15 protein-coding genes and 2 pseudogenes are annotated in these 18,073 nt (G+C 65.2%); 11 read left to right on the top strand and 6 right to left on the bottom strand.

Translation table 11 applies throughout. The annotated features are described in order from the left end of the window. Window positions 1-6: 6 nt before the first annotated feature. Both Bsp3421_RS27570 and Bsp3421_RS27565 read left to right on the top strand, forming a co-directional pair. Window positions 7-1,194 (top strand): MFS transporter, encoded by a 1,188-nt coding sequence (locus tag Bsp3421_RS27570; protein WP_273999168.1) that lies wholly within the window; start codon window positions 7-9, stop codon window positions 1,192-1,194. A gap of 94 nt (window positions 1,195-1,288) precedes the next feature. Beyond that, window positions 1,289-1,825: a single-stranded DNA-binding protein gene (locus Bsp3421_RS27565; RefSeq protein ID WP_273999166.1), complete on the top strand. Its 537-nt coding sequence runs from the start codon at window positions 1,289-1,291 to the stop codon at window positions 1,823-1,825. Between the two features lie 430 nt (window positions 1,826-2,255). Here Bsp3421_RS27565 and Bsp3421_RS27560 read toward each other — a convergent pair whose 3' ends face one another. The 3 genes from Bsp3421_RS27560 to Bsp3421_RS27550 all read right to left on the bottom strand — a co-directional run bounded on the left by Bsp3421_RS27560 (window position 2,256) and on the right by Bsp3421_RS27550 (window position 6,105). Next, window positions 2,256-2,648, bottom strand: a complete 393-nt coding sequence (locus tag Bsp3421_RS27560; protein WP_273999164.1) for a hypothetical protein — start codon at window positions 2,646-2,648, stop codon at window positions 2,256-2,258. 17 nt (window positions 2,649-2,665) lie between these two features. Beyond that, entirely contained in the window at window positions 2,666-4,405 is a 1,740-nt protein-coding gene (locus Bsp3421_RS27555) for a S10 family serine carboxypeptidase-like protein (protein WP_273999163.1), read from the bottom strand. Window positions 4,406-5,274: 869 nt separating this feature from the next. Next, the gene (locus tag Bsp3421_RS27550; protein WP_274004375.1) at window positions 5,275-6,105 is read right to left on the bottom strand and encodes an alpha/beta fold hydrolase; all 831 of its coding nucleotides are present in this window, start codon (window positions 6,103-6,105) and stop codon (window positions 5,275-5,277) included. Window positions 6,106-6,694: 589 nt separating this feature from the next. Here Bsp3421_RS27550 and Bsp3421_RS34520 point away from each other — a divergent pair. Together Bsp3421_RS34520 and Bsp3421_RS27545 are read left to right on the top strand one after the other, a co-directional pair. Further along, the gene (locus Bsp3421_RS34520; protein ID WP_443111535.1) at window positions 6,695-6,880 is read left to right on the top strand and encodes a MerR family DNA-binding transcriptional regulator; all 186 of its coding nucleotides are present in this window, start codon (window positions 6,695-6,697) and stop codon (window positions 6,878-6,880) included. Continuing rightward, window positions 6,831-7,157 carry a MerR family DNA-binding protein gene (locus Bsp3421_RS27545; RefSeq protein WP_443111534.1) on the top strand — a complete coding sequence of 109 codons (327 nt, stop codon included), beginning with the start codon at window positions 6,831-6,833 and terminating at the stop codon, window positions 7,155-7,157. The genes Bsp3421_RS34520 and Bsp3421_RS27545 overlap by 50 nt, the downstream gene beginning before the upstream one ends. On the opposite strand, the gene Bsp3421_RS27540 is transcribed toward Bsp3421_RS27545, so the two are convergent. The 3 genes from Bsp3421_RS27540 to ampC all read right to left on the bottom strand — a co-directional run bounded on the left by Bsp3421_RS27540 (window position 7,154) and on the right by ampC (window position 9,674). After that, window positions 7,154-7,852 carry a type 1 glutamine amidotransferase domain-containing protein gene (locus tag Bsp3421_RS27540; protein WP_273999162.1) on the bottom strand — a complete coding sequence of 233 codons (699 nt, stop codon included), beginning with the start codon at window positions 7,850-7,852 and terminating at the stop codon, window positions 7,154-7,156. The two genes, Bsp3421_RS27545 and Bsp3421_RS27540, sit on opposite strands and share 4 nt — an antisense overlap. Before the next feature lie 234 nt (window positions 7,853-8,086). Beyond that, window positions 8,087-8,455: a cupin domain-containing protein gene (locus Bsp3421_RS27535; protein WP_273999161.1), complete on the bottom strand. Its 369-nt coding sequence runs from the start codon at window positions 8,453-8,455 to the stop codon at window positions 8,087-8,089. Between the two features lie 46 nt (window positions 8,456-8,501). Then, window positions 8,502-9,674 carry a class C beta-lactamase gene (gene ampC, locus Bsp3421_RS27530; RefSeq protein WP_274004373.1) on the bottom strand — a complete coding sequence of 391 codons (1,173 nt, stop codon included), beginning with the start codon at window positions 9,672-9,674 and terminating at the stop codon, window positions 8,502-8,504. Between the two features lie 765 nt (window positions 9,675-10,439). Here ampC and mug point away from each other — a divergent pair. The 7 genes and pseudogenes from mug to rfbA all read left to right on the top strand — a co-directional run bounded on the left by mug (window position 10,440) and on the right by rfbA (window position 18,061). Next, entirely contained in the window at window positions 10,440-10,970 is a 531-nt protein-coding gene (gene mug / locus Bsp3421_RS27525; RefSeq protein ID WP_274004372.1) for a G/U mismatch-specific DNA glycosylase, read from the top strand. A gap of 61 nt (window positions 10,971-11,031) precedes the next feature. After that, entirely contained in the window at window positions 11,032-11,658 is a 627-nt protein-coding gene (locus Bsp3421_RS27520; RefSeq protein ID WP_273999159.1) for a DNA-3-methyladenine glycosylase, read from the top strand. Between the two features lie 235 nt (window positions 11,659-11,893). Then, window positions 11,894-12,301: a VOC family protein gene (locus Bsp3421_RS27515; RefSeq protein ID WP_273999158.1), complete on the top strand. Its 408-nt coding sequence runs from the start codon at window positions 11,894-11,896 to the stop codon at window positions 12,299-12,301. Between the two features lie 1,196 nt (window positions 12,302-13,497). Continuing rightward, window positions 13,498-14,226: pseudogene (locus tag Bsp3421_RS27510) on the top strand (IS5 family transposase). A gap of 416 nt (window positions 14,227-14,642) precedes the next feature. Further along, a complete protein-coding gene (gene nudC, locus Bsp3421_RS27505) occupies window positions 14,643-15,641 on the top strand; it encodes an NAD(+) diphosphatase (protein WP_273999157.1) in 999 nt (332 codons plus the stop codon). Between the two features lie 498 nt (window positions 15,642-16,139). Next, the gene (gene rfbB / locus Bsp3421_RS27500) at window positions 16,140-17,201 is read left to right on the top strand and encodes a dTDP-glucose 4,6-dehydratase (RefSeq protein WP_273999156.1); all 1,062 of its coding nucleotides are present in this window, start codon (window positions 16,140-16,142) and stop codon (window positions 17,199-17,201) included. Between the two features lie 10 nt (window positions 17,202-17,211). Next, window positions 17,212-18,061, top strand: a pseudogene (gene rfbA, locus Bsp3421_RS27495) (glucose-1-phosphate thymidylyltransferase RfbA). The last annotated feature ends 12 nt before the right edge of the window (window positions 18,062-18,073 follow it).

The raw sequence follows: 18,073 nt of genomic DNA, 5'->3' as shown, positions 1-18,073 counted from the left end.
CTCCCGATGTCCAATCCGTCTCTTACCTCGACCCGCATGAGCGCGCCGGAGCTGCGCGCGACAGCGTCGCTCGCGGCGATCTTCGCGCTGCGCATGCTGGGCCTGTTCATGATCATGCCGGTGTTTTCGGTCTACGCGAAAACCATCCCCGGCGGCGACAACGTGCTGCTCGTCGGCCTCGCGCTCGGCGCCTACGGCGTCACGCAGTCGATGCTCTACATCTTCTACGGCTGGGCCTCCGACAAGTTCGGCCGCAAGCCGGTGATCGCGATCGGCCTGCTGATCTTCGCGCTCGGCAGCTTCGTGGCCGCGTTCGCGCACGACATCACCTGGATCATCGTCGGTCGCGTCATTCAGGGAATGGGGGCCGTATCGTCGGCGGTGCTCGCGTTCATCGCGGACCTGACCTCCGAGCAGAACCGCACCAAGGCCATGGCGATGGTGGGCGGCAGCATCGGGATGTCGTTCGCGGTGGCGATCGTTGGCGCGCCGATCGTGTTCCACTGGGTCGGGATGAACGGCCTGTTCACGATCGTCGGCGCGCTGTCGGTGCTCGCGATCGGCGTCGTGCTGTGGGTGGTGCCGGACGCGCCGAAGCCGGTGCACGTGCGCGCGCCGTTCGCCGAGGTGCTGCACAACGTCGAACTGCTGCGGCTGAACTTCGGCGTGCTCGTGCTGCATGCGACGCAGACCGCGCTGTTCCTCGTGGTGCCGCGCCTGCTGGTGGACGGCGGGCTGCCCGTCGCGTCGCACTGGCAGGTCTATCTGCCGGTGATGGGGCTGGCGTTCGTGATGATGGTGCCCGCGATCATCGTCGCGGAAAAACGGGGCAAGATGAAGCCGGTGCTGCTCGGCGGCATCGCGGCTATCCTGATCGGCCAATTGTTGTTGGGGCTGTCGACGCATACGATTCTGATTGTGGCGGCGATCCTGTTCGTCTACTTCCTGGGCTTCAACATCCTGGAGGCGTCGCAGCCGTCGCTCGTGTCGAAGCTTGCGCCGGGTTCGCGCAAGGGCGCGGCGACAGGCGTGTACAACACGACGCAGTCGATCGGGCTGGCACTGGGCGGCGTGGTCGGCGGCTGGCTGCTCAAGCACAACGGGCCGGACGCGGTGTTTTTTGCATGCTCGGCCCTGGTGGCGGTGTGGCTTATAATCGCCGCCAGCATGAAGCAGCCGCCGCGCAAGGCCTGAACCGACCGAGCCGCGCGTCCGCGTCGGCCGGGCCGACGAGGCGCCGCGCGGTCTTGCCAGCGCTGCTGAAATATCGAATCAACTGGAGAAACAGATGGCATCCGTCAACAAGGTCATTCTCGTCGGCAATCTCGGCGCCGACCCGGAAGTGCGTTACCTGCCGAGCGGCGACGCGGTGGCGAACATCCGCCTCGCGACGACCGATCGCTACAAGGACAAGGCGAGCGGCGAATTCAAGGAAGCGACCGAATGGCACCGCGTGGCGTTCTTCGGCCGTCTCGCTGAAATCGTCAACGAGTACCTGAAGAAGGGCTCGTCGGTGTACATCGAAGGGCGCATCCGCACCCGCAAATGGCAAGGCCAGGATGGCCAGGACCGGTACTCGACGGAAATCGTCGCCGACCAGATGCAGATGCTGGGCGGCCGCGGTGCGGGCGGCGGTGGCGGTGATGACGGCGGCTACGGCGGCGGGCGTGATATGGAGCGCGGCGGCGGCGGTGGCGGCGGTGGCCGCGCGGCTGCGCCGGCTCGCAGCGGTGGTGGCGGTGGCGGCGGTGGCGGCGGCGCGAGCCGGCCGAGCGCGCCGGCGGGCGGTGGGTTCGACGAGATGGACGACGATATTCCGTTCTAAAACGGACCGTCGTCGCCTGGCGTCGGCATAGACCCGGATGTTCGAGCTGAATCAGCGATTTGGCTTGGACCTTCGGGTCTTTTTTGTTTACGCATGGCTCCGTCGGGGCGGAGTGTGCCTGGACGGTACAAACGGGTTCCGTTCGTCGGATGGCGTCCGGCGTGACGCGATCTGCGGTTCGTGAAGTTCACCCCTGGAACGACGAACGCTCACCTTTTCGCCGCGCGACCTCAAGAATCGGACTTTTGCGCACGCCAGGACGCATGGCCTGACGGTGCGATTGACGTGCTGAGCCGTGTTGGAAGGCCGGGGCGTCCTATGCGGACAGGCCGTTCGAGATTGCCGGTCCGCGGTTTCGACAGGGATGGCCCCATCGTGCGCGGATCGGCAGCACGATTCCCCGCCGCGCACGGCGGGGAATCTCACCACGTTACGATCGCTGATCCAGTTTCGCCGCGTTTTTCATGCGCATGATGCGTTGCGGCGTCCGCTCCGACATGAACCGCAACACGTCGTCGAGCCGGACGTATCCGGTTCCGGCACGATCGATTTCCGAAAAATGGTCGCTGACCAGCCCCCAGCCGGCAGCCTTGGCCTGTTGCTGCGACAGCAGCCCGCCGGGGTTGCCCCCCGCCGCTGCGGTGAAGCGTTGCGTGATCTGGTTATCCACGTCCTGCGTAATGGAGCTTTCCGATTGCTTGGGCGGCTGGACCCAGCCTTCCGGCGGCGGCGGCGGTTTCGGCAGATCGTCATAGGCACACGCCGCGCCGATCCCCGACATTGCGACGACCACGCCGGAAACAATCAAAGTCACGATTTTCATGGCTGTCCTCGCCTGGATCACAGTAAGGAGCCGTCCGCGACACGCGCAGGCGACTGGTAATAGTTGTCGATCGCCTGTTTCAGCGGCGCGCGCGACATCTCCGTGTTGTAAATCATATGCCCGCCCTCAAACCATTTGATGGGAATCCGGTCGCCGAGGTTCACTCCTTCAAGGTCCAGCTCGGTCTGGAAGCCCGGCGTCGCAATATCCTCATAGCCGTGGAGAATCAGCAGCTTGGCGTCGGGGTTGGCTGTCAGGACTGCCTGGATGTCGGTAATGCTCTGCGGGTAATAATCCTTGCTGCCTGCCCGCTGCCATTTCCAATTGGCTATCGTCTCGTCGTTCAGCGGTTGGTAGCTCGACTTGGTCTTGTAGTTGACGAAGTCGGGGAAGTACGTTTTGAGCTGATTGAGGAAGGCGACGTTGATGTAGTCATCCGCCGCGAAGCTGTTTCCGTTCGGCACCTTCATGCGCGCATCATAGCGGCCGAGGGAATAGCCGGGAACCAACGCCGCCCTGAACGGCCGAGGCGTGTAGTTGAAACGGTTTTTCCAGGTCGCCGCCGGAATGCCGGTGTAGTCCGCCATCCGATTCAGGAGCGCCTGGCCCGCGGGGCTTGCCGCGTACGCGTTCCATTGGGCGTTCGGCCTGCCGTTCGAATCGAAGTACGTGCTGAACGTGGTTTGGAACGTCGTTCTCGCCAGCGTACGCAGCTCGCCGAGGTATTGCTCCTGTGTTTGCGTACCGCGCTTCACTGATTTCTTGAAGTAATCCGCCGTCATCGCATAGGACGGGATGTATCCCTCGCACGTTACCGCGCCGCCCATCATGTCGCAATTGGAGTTGTAGTCGACGAGCGGCGAGTTGAGGATGAATCCCGCCAGGACCTTGGCCGGCTTGCCGGACGGATCGGGTCGGTAGCCGCTGGTGCCCGCCTGCTCCAGCAGGTTGGCGACGATTGGCGTGCGGATGCCGCCATAGGATTCGCCGTACAGGTACTTGGGCGAGCTTTGCCGGTTGTACTTGTTCGTATAGCTGGTGATGAAGTCAGCGACCACTTGGGCGTCGTCGTCGGTTCCCCATAGATCGCCGTTCTTGGTCGGCGCGATTGCCGTGGACAGGCCCGTCCCGGGCGGATCGACGAACACGATGTCCGACTGGTCGAGCAGCGAGATCGCGTTGTCCTCGAACGGGAAGCTATCGGGCTGCTTCGTCGGGTCGGCCATGTTCGGCGCATCGGACTTGAGCCGCTTCGGCCCCCACGATCCCATGTGCAGCCAGATCGAGGCCGAACCCGGACCGCCGTTCCACAGGAACGTGACCGGGCGATTTTCCTTGGGCAGTGCATCCCGCGTATAGGCCGTGTAGAAGACCGCCGCCTCTGCTTTTTTGTTGGCTCCGTTGCCGCGATAGGCGATCAGGTGGCCGGCGCGGGCGACGTACGGCAGCACCTTGCCGTTGATGGTGATCGTGTGCCGCTTGACCGACGAATCCTCGTTGATCTTGGACAGTGCGATCGACCCCTCGCGAGTCGTATCGTAGGTGTTGGCGTCGTCCAGCACCTTGTCGGCCGGCGCAACCTTGGCGAACACGTCGAGTTCTGATTCCACTGTCGCCGTGGCGGGCGTCTGCGGCACGGCGGCCGGGGTATTCGCGGCATTTTGGACGGTTGCCGGTGCGTCGTCGCCGCCGCATGCGACCAGGGTCGCAGCTGCAAGTACTGCGATCGCGGTCCAGGTTGGCATCTTTTTATTCATTGAATAATTCTCCGGAATGATTCGATTCAGGCTAAATATGCTAAGTACTCCACATCATTTGGATCGAAGCGTGTCAAACAATTTCATCGCGAACGCCATCGGGCCGGACGGGAGCGGCTCAGCCTCCCAGGTGCCTTCTTTCCGGCAACGTCGCGTGCATCTTCCTGCCAAGACTGCCCGGCCAGGCGGGCTGCTGGCAGGGCGAACAAAATCAGAAGCCGGCTACTATGCATGAAAGATCGCCGAATTCCCACTCGTTGCGAGTTGCGTGTTTTTCAGAAGGATTGTTTATAAGAATTGCTAAACAAAATGAATCTAAAATCTGTAATTTTTTGAAATTCTTCAAGTCGGATGAGAGGGCATCCAAATTAAAGAATCAATGTCTTTTCACAAAAATTGACAAATAACCCGCCGGGATGTCGAGATGCGTATCGGGGCCCGCGATCATGAAATTGGCCGGCTGCGACAGTCGAAGCCCGCAAGACGAGCGGTATTTTCAGCACGCTGGGGATGCGTTTCGTTGCAATGCATCGAACGCGATGGCAAAGCTGCGTGCCGCGGCCGCCGATGGACGCAGGACGGATGGACCGCTCGCGCGCTCCGGCCGACAGGCCATTCCGATCAGGACGAAGCGGGCCGACGACCCATGAGTTTTTGATGAACGTCGTCTCGATGAAGGCGGCTGCGTGACCCGTCGCCCCAATTCGAGCCGGGCAGCGCGAATGCACCGATCGAGCGCGGGGCGAGGCGATCGAATGCGCACGCGGACTCAACTCGGGCGGTTCTGCCCTGATGGCGTGTGCGCGAACGGCGGCGTGCAGGCAAACCGCTTCCGCGGCTTGCCTGCATTCATCTACCTATTCCGTCGCTCAACCGCGCACGAACGCGAGCAGATCCGCGTTGATCGTCTCGGCGTGGGAGGTCGGCATGCCGTGCGGGAATCCCGGATAGACCTTCAGCGTGCTGTTTCTGGCCAGCTTCGCCGACAGCAGGCCGGAATCCGCGATCGGGACGATCTGATCGTCGTCGCCGTGCATCACGAGGACGGGGATCGTGGTGCTTTTCAGGTCTTCGGTGAAGTCGGTCTGCGAGAACGCGACGATGCCGTCGTAATGGGCCTTGGCGCTTCCCATCATGCCTTGCCGCCACCAGTTCCAGATGACGCCTTGCAACGGTTTCGCGCCCGCGCGGTTGTAGCCGTAGAACGGCCCGGCCGGGACGTCGTAATAGAACTGCGCCCGGTTCGCCGCGAGCTGGGCCTGGAGATCGTCGAACACCGCCTTGGGCAGGCCGCCGGGGTTGCTCTCCGTCTTGACCATCAGCGGCGGGACGGCGCTGATCAGCACGGCCTTGGCGACGCGGTCCTCCCCATGACGTGCGACGTAGTGAATGACTTCGCCGCCGCCCGTGGAATGACCGACGTGAATGGCCTTTTGCACGCCGAGGTGGTTGACCACGGCCGCCACGTCGTCGACGTAGTGGTCCATGTCATGACCGTCCCATACCTGGCTGGAGCGCCCGTGGCCGCGGCGGTCATGCGCCACGACCCGATAGCCGTGCGACAGAAAGAAGAGCATCTGGGCGTCCCAGTCGTCGGCGCTGAGCGGCCAGCCGTGATGGAAGAAGATCACCTGCGCATCGCGCGGGCCCCAGTCCTTGTAGAAGATCTCGACGCCATCTTTCGTTGTGACGTATCCCATGGTCTGTACTCCTGTTCGGTGTGTCAGATTTCGATCGGTGTCCTGCCTGGTGATCCTTGCTGCTCGGTACAGCTTTTTTCCTTTCGAGAGGGGAATAGGGGCGATGTCCGGCCCACGGACGCTTTCGTGTAATCGATCGGTCAAACCTGTCGAGTCGTTCGAGCAGCCGGCGAACGTTTGTTTGCCGAAACAATCCGGTGTGCCGCCGCGCATCGCCAGGGTCCAACTCTAGGATTAAAGACAACGTTGATGTCAATAGTCTTTCGGGATGCGCCGGAGCGCAGGCGACGCGCGGCGGCTGATCCGTTTGCACACCCATCAATGATCTGATCCCAACCCCCCGTTTTCAACGAGCGCGAATCAAGGGCTGCTGTGGAGGTCGATGCTGTCCATCCGCATCCGGGCGCTTGACCTTGAAGTCATATCGAGTCTTAGAGTGGGGGTTGCCGGCCTCTGCCCGGACGGGATCACGGACGCGCGACGGGGCCTGCATCCGTCGACTCGGCCGAGAATCTTCGATCCTGTCGGCGCATGACGAAGGCGCGACGCGCAGGCCGGTCGGCCGCGCGGGCGGAGGGCCATCGGGAACATGAAGATAGGAGAACTGGCGGAACGCACGGGCCTTACCCCTTCGCGCATCCGCTTCTACGAACGGATCGGTCTGCTGACGGCGGTCGAACGCCAGACGAACGGCTATCGGGCCTATTCGTCCGACGCGGTCCTGGGTGCTCGATCTGGTCGCGACGGCGCAGAAGACGGGCTTCAGCCTCGATGAAATTCGCTTGCTGCAGCCGCCCGATTGCGCGCGATGGCCGTGCGACGCGCTGAGCGCCGAGGTGCGGGACATCGAGGGGTTGGAGGCGCGGCTTGCCCAGAACAGGATGCGCCTGGTGTCGTTGATGGCGGAGATCGCGGCGAAGCCCGATGACGTCGACTGCGCGACCAACGCGACGCGCACGCTGGCGAGGTGGCGGGTGGGGGCGAGGAGCGGCCTCGAACCGGCGGCCGGCGTCACCCGGGCAAACCGACGCAGATCCCCCAAGTCGGGCTAACCGGCCCGCAGCGATAGAAGCGCCGCAACCTGCCTGGCCGTGGCTTTGGCCGATTGGGGATTCTGCCCCGTCACCAGCCGGCCATCCGCGACGACCTTCGGTACGAAGGGCAGCAGCCCTTTCGCGTAGCGTGCGCCGCGTCGAGCCATTTCCTGTTCCGCGTTGTACGGCACCTTCTTCGCCACGCCGGCCAGCACTTCCTCGATCCACGAGTACCCGGTGACCCGGCGGTTGGCCACCAGCAGCGCGCCGTCGCTCAACCTCGTGTTCAACAGCCCGCAATAGCCGTGACACACGGAGGATACGATCCCGCCGCGTTCATAGATGTCGCGCGTGATCCTTTGCAGTCCCGCGTCGTCGGGAAAATCCCACATGACCGCGTGGCCGCCCGTGAAATAAATCGCATCGAAGTCCGTCGGGTCGATCTGGTCGGGGCGAGCGGTGGCCGACAGGAGCGCCTGCCGGTCCTTGTCGGTCAGCCATTCCTTGACGGAGGCGTCGGCGAGCGGCCATTTGAGCGAACGCGGTTCGAGGGGGGATGGGCCGCCCTTCGGGCTGACAAGACGCTGGTCATACCCTTTCCCGGCAAAGACGTGCCAGGCGTGGGTCAACTCCGACAGCCACAAGCCCGTCGGATCGGACTGATCCGCGTAATGGGCGACATTGCTGACGACGTGAAGTATGCGCTTGGTCATGCTGGACACCTCTCCTTCATCGGTCACGGCAGGCAGTCGCGCAAACGCTGCCTGGCGTGCGGCGGACAACTGTTCCTTGCCGCGATGCGCCTGCCGTGACAAACCATAACCTTCGAGTGAGGTTCATGGTCAAGGTCTATTTGATGTCCTGAGTTTCGCTTTCGATGTGTTCAGCGCTCGATTGCCCGACAAGGGCGGCGGATGACAGACGACTTGTCGGCCGCCGCCCGTTCGTCAGTTCGACGCCGGGACGTTGAACGCCTTGGCCGGGTCGCGAACCCAGGTCGCGAGCACCTTTGCCCCGGCCGGGCCGGCGGTGGTCACGTGCATGACATGGGCGGGGAGCTGGAAGGTTTCTCCCGCGCGGACGATCTTCGGCGGCCGTCCGTCGACTTTGACCGTCACCGCGCCTTCGAGCACATAGCAAAGCTCCGGCCCCGTCGCACTATGCCGGGGCTTCTCGGCATTCGGCGGAAACTCGGCGATGCCCATCGCCATTTCCCGATCGGTTCCCGCCACGGGCACCCGTTGCAGCGTCACGGTTTCCTTGGTGGCGGGCGCGCGTTCCGCCGCCTCCGCGGCCTGCAGCGTGACGAAGGTCATCAGCAGCGCCGCTGCGCAACGAGAGAGATGCATAGGACTCCCCTGATTACCGCGCAGCATCGGCCAGCGCGGAGAAGATGCGATACGTGGCCTTGATCCGCTCGTCATTGGGAATGTTCTTGTTGGCGAGAATGACGATCCCCAATTGCTTCTCCGGAACGAACGCAACATAGGAGCCAAAGCCGTTCGTCCCGCCGGTCTTGTTGATCCAGACATCCTGACGCGGCTTGTGCGGCGGGTTCAACGCGACCACCGGCGTCGCCTCGAACGCCATCCTGGCCGAATTCCCTTCCAGCAGGGCGTCCAGCTTGGTGGGATACGGGTACTGCTCCCAGATCAGATCCTGGGTCATCGGCCCCGCCTGGAAGTAACCGGTGTGCGTATCGGTGATCGCCTGCTGGAGCTTGCCGTCGAGGTGGACGAGCGCCATGTTGGCCTGCACGAAGCGCAGCATGTCCGCCACCGACGATTTGACACCGTAGGCTTCCGCCGACAGCATGCCCGGCGCCACCCGGATCGGTGCGCCTTCCTTGGTGTAGCCCTGCGCGTAGCGACCCATTTGAGCAGCGGGCACGTTGATGAACGTGTTGTTCATCCCGAGCGCGGGAAACAGCCACTGCTCCATCAGCGCGGTGAAATCGCGCCCCATGCTTTTCGCGGTGATCACGCCGAGCATGCCGATACTCGGGTTGGCATAGGTCCGGTACGTTCCCGCAGTGTACGCAGGCCGCCACTCCTTGAAGTACTGCATCAGCTGATCGTCGGTGCCGATCCGCTCCGGCACCTGCAAGGGAAATCCGCCGGGCGTATGCGTACCCAGATTGAGGAGCTTCACGTCGCCGAACCGGGTGCCCTGCATCGCGGGCAGGTAGCGACGCGTCGGATCCGACAGGGACAGCTTGCCGCTCGCCTGCGCGTACGACGCCAGCGTCGCGGTCAGGGTCTTGCTCACGGAGCCGAGTTCGAACAAGGTGTCGCGCGTGACGGGCGCATGCGTGGCGGTCGACGCCACGCCGAAATTGAACACATGGGGCTCGCCGTCGACGATCACGCCGACCGCCATGCCGGCCACGTCGTACTTGGCCATCACCGGTCGTATGGCCTCGCTCACCACGCGTCCGAGTGTGTCCTGCGCATTGTCGGCGGCGTGGCTGGAAGTCGCGACGGCGCTCAGTGAGAAGGCGGCCGCCATCATGAGACTTCGGGTATTGAACTTCATGTGCTTGAATCCTTCGTTCCTGTCGGTTGATCGCCGTGCATGTCGTGGCAGGCGGGATGCGCCGCCGGTTCGCCGGGTTGCCGGCCTGAGCGTCACACGTTCAGGCATGCTGATTGACTGAGGGAGGCGGCATCCCAGGATATTTTTGAGGATTGCCCGAGGCGGGTATTTCGGCCAATCCCGGCCACATGCACGCGGAAACGGGAGCATCGGTCATTTTCATTTTTCTTACAATCGATGAAAATTTGACCGAGCAGAAAGAAAATATTGTGGCTGACCGATGATCTGCGATCGCCGCCACAGCGCCGCCGCTCGGTCGGGTCGGGAGGCGCGCGCGTCGACGCGCCTCCGTGTTGATCGAGGCGGGGTAAGGGGGAGGGCGATTCGATGGCAGCGGATCGTCGGGAATCCGAAAACGATGCCGAGCAGGGCCCAGCCGGCGGCCGCGCGCCGGTCGCGCGGCCAAGCTGTGATTAAATCATTCCCTCGCTTCGCAAGCCGCTCCGTTCGAGGCATCGGCGCCCGGATCAGGCAAGACGACCCCGGATCGCACATTTTCGGCCGGCGCGCGTCGTTGCCCGGATGGCGTGGACGCCGGCAGCCGGGCCACCCGCCGGCGAACAGATATCCATGTCGACGGGGCGCGACGCGTGCCGGGAATGCGATCAGAGGAGGACGTCAGGTGATGCACGTTGTATCGACGAGGTGGGAACGGAGCCCGGTTCAGGTCGAAGCCGGATCTTCCACCTATTCACGCGCCCCGCGATGACCGGCGAACTCCCCGACCTCATCGACGCGCGCCTCAAGGTGCTGTTCTGCGGCATCAATCCCGGCATGACGGCCGCCGCGACGGGGCATCACTTTGCGGGAAGAAGCAATCGCTTCTGGCGCGTGCTGCACCTCGCAGGCTTCACCCCCAGGGAAATCCAGCCGGAGCACGATCGCACGATACTCGAATACGGATACGGTCTGACGACGGTCGTGAGCCGGCCGACGGCGAGCGCCGATCAACTCGCACGCGAGGAGTTCGTTGCCGCCGCCGCCGAGTTCGAGCGGAAGATCGCACGTCATGCGCCATGCCGGGTCGCCTTTCTGGGCAAGGCGGCGTACGCGGGGCTGTCCGGCCGGCGCGACATCGCGTGGGGACGGCAGAACGCGGACATCGCGGGCGCCGCCGTGTGGGTGCTGCCCAATCCCAGCGGACGGAATCTCGCGTTCAGTCTCGACGATCTGATCGAGGCGTATCGCCGTTTGCAGGCGGAGGTCTCGGCGGGCGATCGGAGCGCGACATGCTGAGCGTCGATCGGCATGCGCCGCGATGCTTTGCCGGCGGCGATACCTCGACGGGAGATGCCGGGTGACCCGCGCGCGCACCGCGATAACCTGGCCGGGCGCCGTGTTGCCCCGCGTGTTCTTCGACCGGGCCGCGCCCGCGGCGGCGCCGCAGCTGCTCAACAAGATCCTCGCTGCGGCGGACGGCCGCGCGGGCCGCATCGTGGAGGTCGAGGCGTATGCGGGCGCGATCGATCCGGCCGCGCATACCTACCGGGGCAGGACGGCGCGCAATGCGACGATGTTCGGTCCGCCGGGGCATATGTACGTCTATTTCACCTACGGCATGCACTGGTGCTGCAACTGCGTGTGCGGACCCGAGGGCGACGGCAGCGGCGTGTTGATCCGCGCGCTGGAACCGCTGTACGGGCTCGATCACATGCGCGCGGCACGGCGTCTGCCCGCGCGCGACCGCGATCTCTGCCGCGGGCCGGCCCGGTTGACCCAGGCCATGGGCATCGACGGCGCGCAGGACGGGATCGATCTGGTTCGCGCCAAGCAGGGCTTCGCCATCGTGGACGACGGCATGGCGCCGCCCGACGACCTGACGGGCGGCCCTCGCATCGGGATCAGCGTCGGCCAGGATCTGCCGTGGCGGTGGCGTGTGCCCGGCAATCCGTTCGTGTCCGGGACGGCGGCGCAGCGAGGCTGAGGCGGGCGATCCCGGGGGCGAGCGAGGGGCCGCGCGCGTTCCTCTCGTGCGCATGAGACGCGGCAATCCGTTTGTTCGAGCGGTGCGGGCTCGGACCGCGTCCCGTTTTTCCCGAGGCGCGAGTCGATTGCCGCCTCCACCAGGACGGCTTGTGGCCGTGGGGGCGCGCCGGTATCGCCGCCGCCTGCATCGAATGTCCACACGCATCGCGCGCTTGCGCGGAGGGTACGCCACCATGTCTTTCCTGATCGACGGCATCGACCACCTCGTCCTCAACGTCGCCGACGTGGAGGCGAGCGCCGCGTGGTATGCGCGCGCGCTCGGCATGACGCGCATCGACTTCGCGTCGCGCACCGGTTCGCGCGTCGCGATGCGCTTCGGCAATCAGAAGATCAACCTGCGCCCGAGGGACGCGGATACGGTTGCGTGGTTCACCGGCGCGGCGCCCGTGTCCGGCAGCGCGGATCTCTGTTTCGTCACGCGCGCCAACGCCGATGCCGTGAAGGCGCACTGGGTGGCGGAGGGGATCGCGATCGAAGCCGGGCCGGTGCAGCGCGAAGGCGCGCTCGGCGCGATGACGTCGGTGTATTGCCGCGATCCGGACGGCAATCTGATCGAGGTCGCGACGTATCCGGCCGAATGAGCGCGGGGCGTATTGCGATGGTCGCGCGCCGCGGCACTCGGTGATGGCGTCGCGTGCTGCGTGAGCGTCACGCGTCGGCGGGATCGAAAAGGGCGGGATTCCCGCGTACGGCGGCCGCCGATCCTTCTTCCACGATCAGCCAGGACATCCGCGGTCCGCCGGCGCGGTGGATGCCGATTCCGTTCGGTATCCTGAATCAGGCCGGCGGACACGGCGTCGTTCCGCATGCGGCGCGGGCGGATCTGGTCGCAGCCGATCCATGCGCGGCCGGTGACGGCCGGAGTGGAACGGTGTCCGTGCGGCATGCGCATCGACGGCGGCGCGTCGGGGCTCACCGGCGCATCCCGGCGAAATCGCGCACGGTCACACTCAAACATCTTATGGCGTGCCAGGTTGCTGCAATGCAATCAAACGCGCGTATGTCACGCGATCCATTCCGGTGCAGGGCCCGGTCACGCGCGCGGAACGGGTGCCCGATCGAAACGTGAAAGGCTTTCCAGTAAAGGCGTGGCGCGATACGCTCAGTTTTTTCAAGCGTACCCGAGCGGCATCCCGGCGATCATTGCGGCTTGAAGGCACAGCACAAAATATGACTTGACGTGCAAGGATTCGCTGATAGCATGGTGTTTTATGCAATAAGTCGAGTGCTCATTCATCGCATCTCATGCGAGTTTGTGGATGGGGAGCAGTCGAGCGCATACGGCCCGGATGTTCCGATTCACCGAGGGGCCGGACGTGTCGTGCGCGGAAAAGGACAGAACCTTGCATCGTAGAGACCGAACCCGTTGGTCCGCACTTATTTGAGAGGTAAGTGAATGGAACGTAATCGAGGTATCACCGAGGCCGCCGGACGCGCGCGGAGTCGATCCGCACGCGGCGGACGTCCCGCCGCTAGCGGGCGGATGCCGGTCCGCCGGCTGGCTGCCCGCGCAGCATTTCATTCGTTGTGATTCGCCGGTGGGCCGGCGTGCGCCTGCGCGTTTGCGCGCGGGGCTCGCGCCTGGCCGACGACTTGGCGCAGTTCCCGTGGTGCGTCGGAAGCGCCGCGAAATGTTGAGGACTGCGAATTCGTGTCGCCGTGCATGGCGCACCGGGCGCAAGCCGGCGCGACGGCCTGAAGTGCGCTGGTATTCAACCAGGGTCTGTACATTCGATGAAATGTATTTACATCTTGTCTTTTGCACAAGCGGGCCAAGATGATTCGAACGTTACTGGGCGACGAGGTATGGGCACAAATCAAATCGGTTTTGCCTGGCAAGGAAGGCGCTCCAGGACGAACGGCAGCCGACAATCATTGGTTTGTCGAAGCCGTTCTCTGGATCGGCTGAACGGGCTGCCGGTGGCGCGATTTGCCGAAGGAGTTCGGTGCATATGCGCTTCTCGCGGTGGCGTCGCAAAGGCGTGTGGGAGCGCGTGGCGCACGCAGTGTCCGATGAAACGGAGATCAACGCGTGCTGATCGACTCGACCCTCGTGCGTGCGCGCCAGCATTCCGCCAGTGGGCCCGCAAGCGCCCTGGCGTTCGCGCGGCGGACTGACGACCAAGCTGCATCTGGCTGTCGATGAAGCTGGACGTCCTGTGTGAATGATCATCACCGAGGGACAGGTTGCCGATATTTCGTGCGCGCACGAATTGGTCGAGCATCGGCGCACGGGCGCGGTGATTGCCGATAAAGGCGACGACTCGGATGCCTTCGCGAACACTATCCATGCTGCGCACGCCAAGGTTGCCGTCCCGCCACGTTCGAATCAAAAGACCAAGTGTCGGCACAGCCGCGCGCTGTACCGAATTCGGAACAGCGTCGAACGCTTCTTCAATCGCATCAAGCATTTTCGTCGCGTCTCCACTCGATACAACAAGCGCGCGGGCAACTATCTCGTCTTCGCGGCGCTGCCTGCGCCTTTGGGACGCTGGTGAGCATGTGAACAGAACCTAGGGCTCGGCGATGGTGGTGTTCCATGGAAGGCGCGCGCGGGCGCGGCTCAATTGCCGTGTGGCGGTATGCGCCTGCCGCGGGCGCGGCCCGCGCCGGGCGGGGCCGCCGGCCCGCTTCGGCGGCGCCTGCGCGCAGCCCTGCGATCCGCGCCGCAAGCCGCGCGGCGGCCCGGCGCGGGGAGCGGAAACGGCCCGGCGCGGGGGCGCCGACGGGGTGCTTGACGGGATCCTGAAATTTCTTGACGCGCAACAAGGTGTCGATATGATTGCATCGAATGCCATATTTTGCAGTGCAATGACCGGCGCGCGCTCGGCCGCGCGTCGCGTTCATCCTGGGATGGGGCGTGGCGTACCGCGCACGTGTCCGGCACTGCCGTCACCGCAGCTTCGCAACCAGGATCCCCGCATGTCCCACTTTCCGTCCGATGCGGCCGCCGCTGCCGCACCTGTCGTCGCGACCCGCGACAACCCGTTCGTCGGCGTCGGCCGCGAGTTGAACCGCCACGCCGAGCGGCGCGGCGACGCGGCGTGGCTCGACACGCTCGCCCGTTCGCCGGGCGCGCGCTACCTGTTGCTCGACGATGCGTTGCGCGCCTACCTGACGCCCGATGGCGAGGGCGTGCGCTGGCTCGACGCGACGCAGCGCGCCGAACTGCTGCCGGCCGACGCGCCGGCGAGCTTCCTGGGCGTCGTGGACGGCGCCGGCTACTTCGTGGTGCGGCTCGACGCGGCGCGCGCGATTGCGCCGGACCAGCTGGCCGCGCGCATCGAAGACTTGCGGCAGGCGGGCCCGCGGCTGTCGGCGTTCGACGCGGGCCTGTACGCCTACGCGAAGGGCTTGCTGCATTGGCAGCAGTCCACGCGCCATTGCTGCCGCTGCGGTTCGCCGCTCGCGCTGGAGCAGGGCGGCCACCGGCTGCAGTGCGTCGCGCCGGACTGCGCGCAACAGCATTTCGTGCGGACCGATCCCGCGGTCATCGCGCTCGTCGAGCACGACGGCGCGTGCCTGCTGGGCCGGCACAGCCACTGGGAGCCGGGGCTGTATTCGCTGATCGCGGGCTTCGTCGAACCGGGCGAGAGCCTGGAAGACGCGGTGCGGCGCGAGGTTGCGGAGGAAACGGGCGTCCGGGTCGGCGCGGTGTCGTATCACTCGTCGCAGCCGTGGCCGATGCCGGGCTCGTTGATGCTCGGCTTCTCCGCGCTCGCGCTGAGCCGGGAGATGGCCGCGCGCGATCAGGAACTCGAAGACGTGCGCTGGTTCACGCCGGCCGAGATCGTCGCGGGCATCGGCGGCGGCACGCTGAGCATGCCGACGTCGCTGTCGGTGTCGTACCGGATCATCGCCGACTGGCTGCGGCAGCGCGCGGACCTCGATCTGGACGCATTGCTCGCGCGGCAGCGCTGAACCCGCCGCGCGAACCGGCGGGCAAGGCGCGCGACCCAGGCTGACGGGCGCGCGCCGGAGCCGGTTCGCATGGCGCGAGCAGGACGGGAAGGGATAGACAACGGTGACGCCACGATGTCATTTGATCAGTATTCCTATTTTAAACGGGGCTGCGCACGCCGCGCGCCGAACCAGGAGCCGAGCAACATGAGTGAGTCACGCACTTCGAGGAGCCGTCGGCCGCGCCCGGTCCGGCGGGCGACGCGCGGCCGGGAACCGACGCACCGGCGAACGAGGCACAGCAAGTCCGGGTCATCGATCCGGGCGGATGCGCGCCGCCTGTGATCGCGACGGGCGCGACGCGCGCACGCCCGGCGGAGCGCGGCCCGCGGCGCATGGTATAGGCGCGCGGCTCCGGTCGCACGCGTCGGCGGAGGCCGGCGCACGCATCAACGCATCACCAACCTGCGAACGGTCCGGCGATCCGGCCGACCGGTCACTTTGACTTAGGAAAAGCACATGATTCTGGTAACAGGCGGAGCGGGTTTCATCGGCGCGAACTTCGTGCTCGACTGGCTGAAGGAATCGGACGAGCCCGTATTGAATCTCGACAAGCTGACCTATGCGGGCAATCTGCGCACGCTGCGGCCGCTCGACGGGGACACGCGCCACGTATTCGTGTGCGGCGACATCTGTGAACGCGCGACGCTCGACGCGCTGCTCGCGCAGTATCGGCCGCGCGCGATCGTGCATTTCGCGGCGGAAAGCCATGTCGACCGTTCGATCGACGGGCCGGCGCAGTTCGTCGAGACCAACTTGATCGGCACCTTCACGTTGCTCGAGGCGGCGCGCGAATACTGGCGCGGGCTCGACGCGGCGAAGCAGGCTTCGTTCCGCTTCCTGCATGTCTCGACGGACGGGGTGTTCGGCTCGCTGTCGAGCGAGGAGCCGCCGTTCCACGAAGGCACGCCGTACGCGCCGAACAGCCCGTATTCGGCGAGCAAGGCGGGCTCCGACCATCTGGTGCGCGCCTACCATCACACCTTCGGGCTGCCGACGCTGACCACGCATTGCTCGAACAACTACGGCCCGTACCAGTTCCCGGAAAAGCTGATTCCGCTGATCATCGCCAATGCGATCTCGGGCAAGCCGCTGCCCATCTACGGCGACGGCAGCAACGTACGCGACTGGCTGTATGTCGGCGATCACTGCAGCGCGATCCGCGCCGTGCTCGCGGGCGGCGTGCCGGGCGAGACCTACAACGTCGGGGGGCGCAGCGAGAAGCGCAACATCGACGTCGTGACCACGCTGTGCGCGTTGCTCGACCGCGTGCTGCCGAAGCCGGAGGGCGTATACGGCGACCAGATCACCTATGTGGCCGACCGCCCCGGCCATGACCGCCGCTACGCGATCGATGCGCGGAAGATCGAGCGCGAGATCGGCTGGAAGCCGCGCGAGACCTTCGAGAGCGGCCTGGAGAAAACCGTGCGCTGGTACCTCGACAATCCGGGCTGGGTGCGCGAAGTCATGTCGGGCGAATACCTGAACTGGGTCGCAACCAATTACGCGCGGCGCGCTTGAGGAGGGCGTCATGGCACGCAAAGGCATCATTCTCGCGGGCGGTTCGGGCACGCGCCTCTATCCCGTCACGCAGGTCGTCTCGAAGCAGCTGCTGCCCGTCTACGACAAGCCGATGGTCCACTCTACCCGCTCGCCACGCTGATGTGCGCCGGGATTCGCGACATCCTGCTGATCTCGACGCCGCAGGATACGCCGCGCTTCTTCGCGCTGCCCGGCGACGGCAGCCAGTGGGGCCTCACTCTCCAGTACGCCGTGCAGCCGTCGCCCGACGGGCTCGCGCAGGCGTTCCCGATCGGCCGTTCGTTCATCGCGGGACAGCCGTCGACGCTGATCCTCGGCGACAACATCTTCCACGGCCACGATCTGCCGAAGCAGCTCGAACGCGCGGATGCGAACGCCGACGGCGCGACGGTGTTCGCCTATCACGTGCACGATCCGGGACGCTATGGCGTGGTCGATTTCGATGCGTCGTTCCGTGCGCTGTCGATCGAGGAGAAGCCGGCGAAACCGCGTCGAACTACGCGGTCACGGGGCTCTGCTTCTACGACAAGCACGTGTGCGACATCGCCGCCGGCATCCGGCCGTCCGCGCGCGGCGAACTGGAGATCACCGACGTCAACGGCCGCTACCTCGCGGACGGCAAGCTCGACGTCGAGATCATGGGGCGCGGTTTCGCGTGGCTCGACACCGGCACGCACGATTCGCTGATCGACGCGGCGCAGTTCGTCGCGACGCTGCAGAAGCGCCAGGGGCTCATGATCGCGTGCCCCGAGGAGATCGCCTACCGGCGGCGCTGGATCGACGCCGAACAGGTCGCGCGGCTGGCGCAGCCGCTCGCGAAGAACGGCTACGGCCAGTAGCTGCGCACCATC

It is taken from the genome of Burkholderia sp. FERM BP-3421 (assembly GCF_028657905.1).
Lineage (GTDB): Bacteria > Pseudomonadota > Gammaproteobacteria > Burkholderiales > Burkholderiaceae > Burkholderia.
The sequence above is the reverse complement of the archived record's forward strand: the minus strand, read 5'-3'. Positions and strand labels throughout refer to the sequence as shown.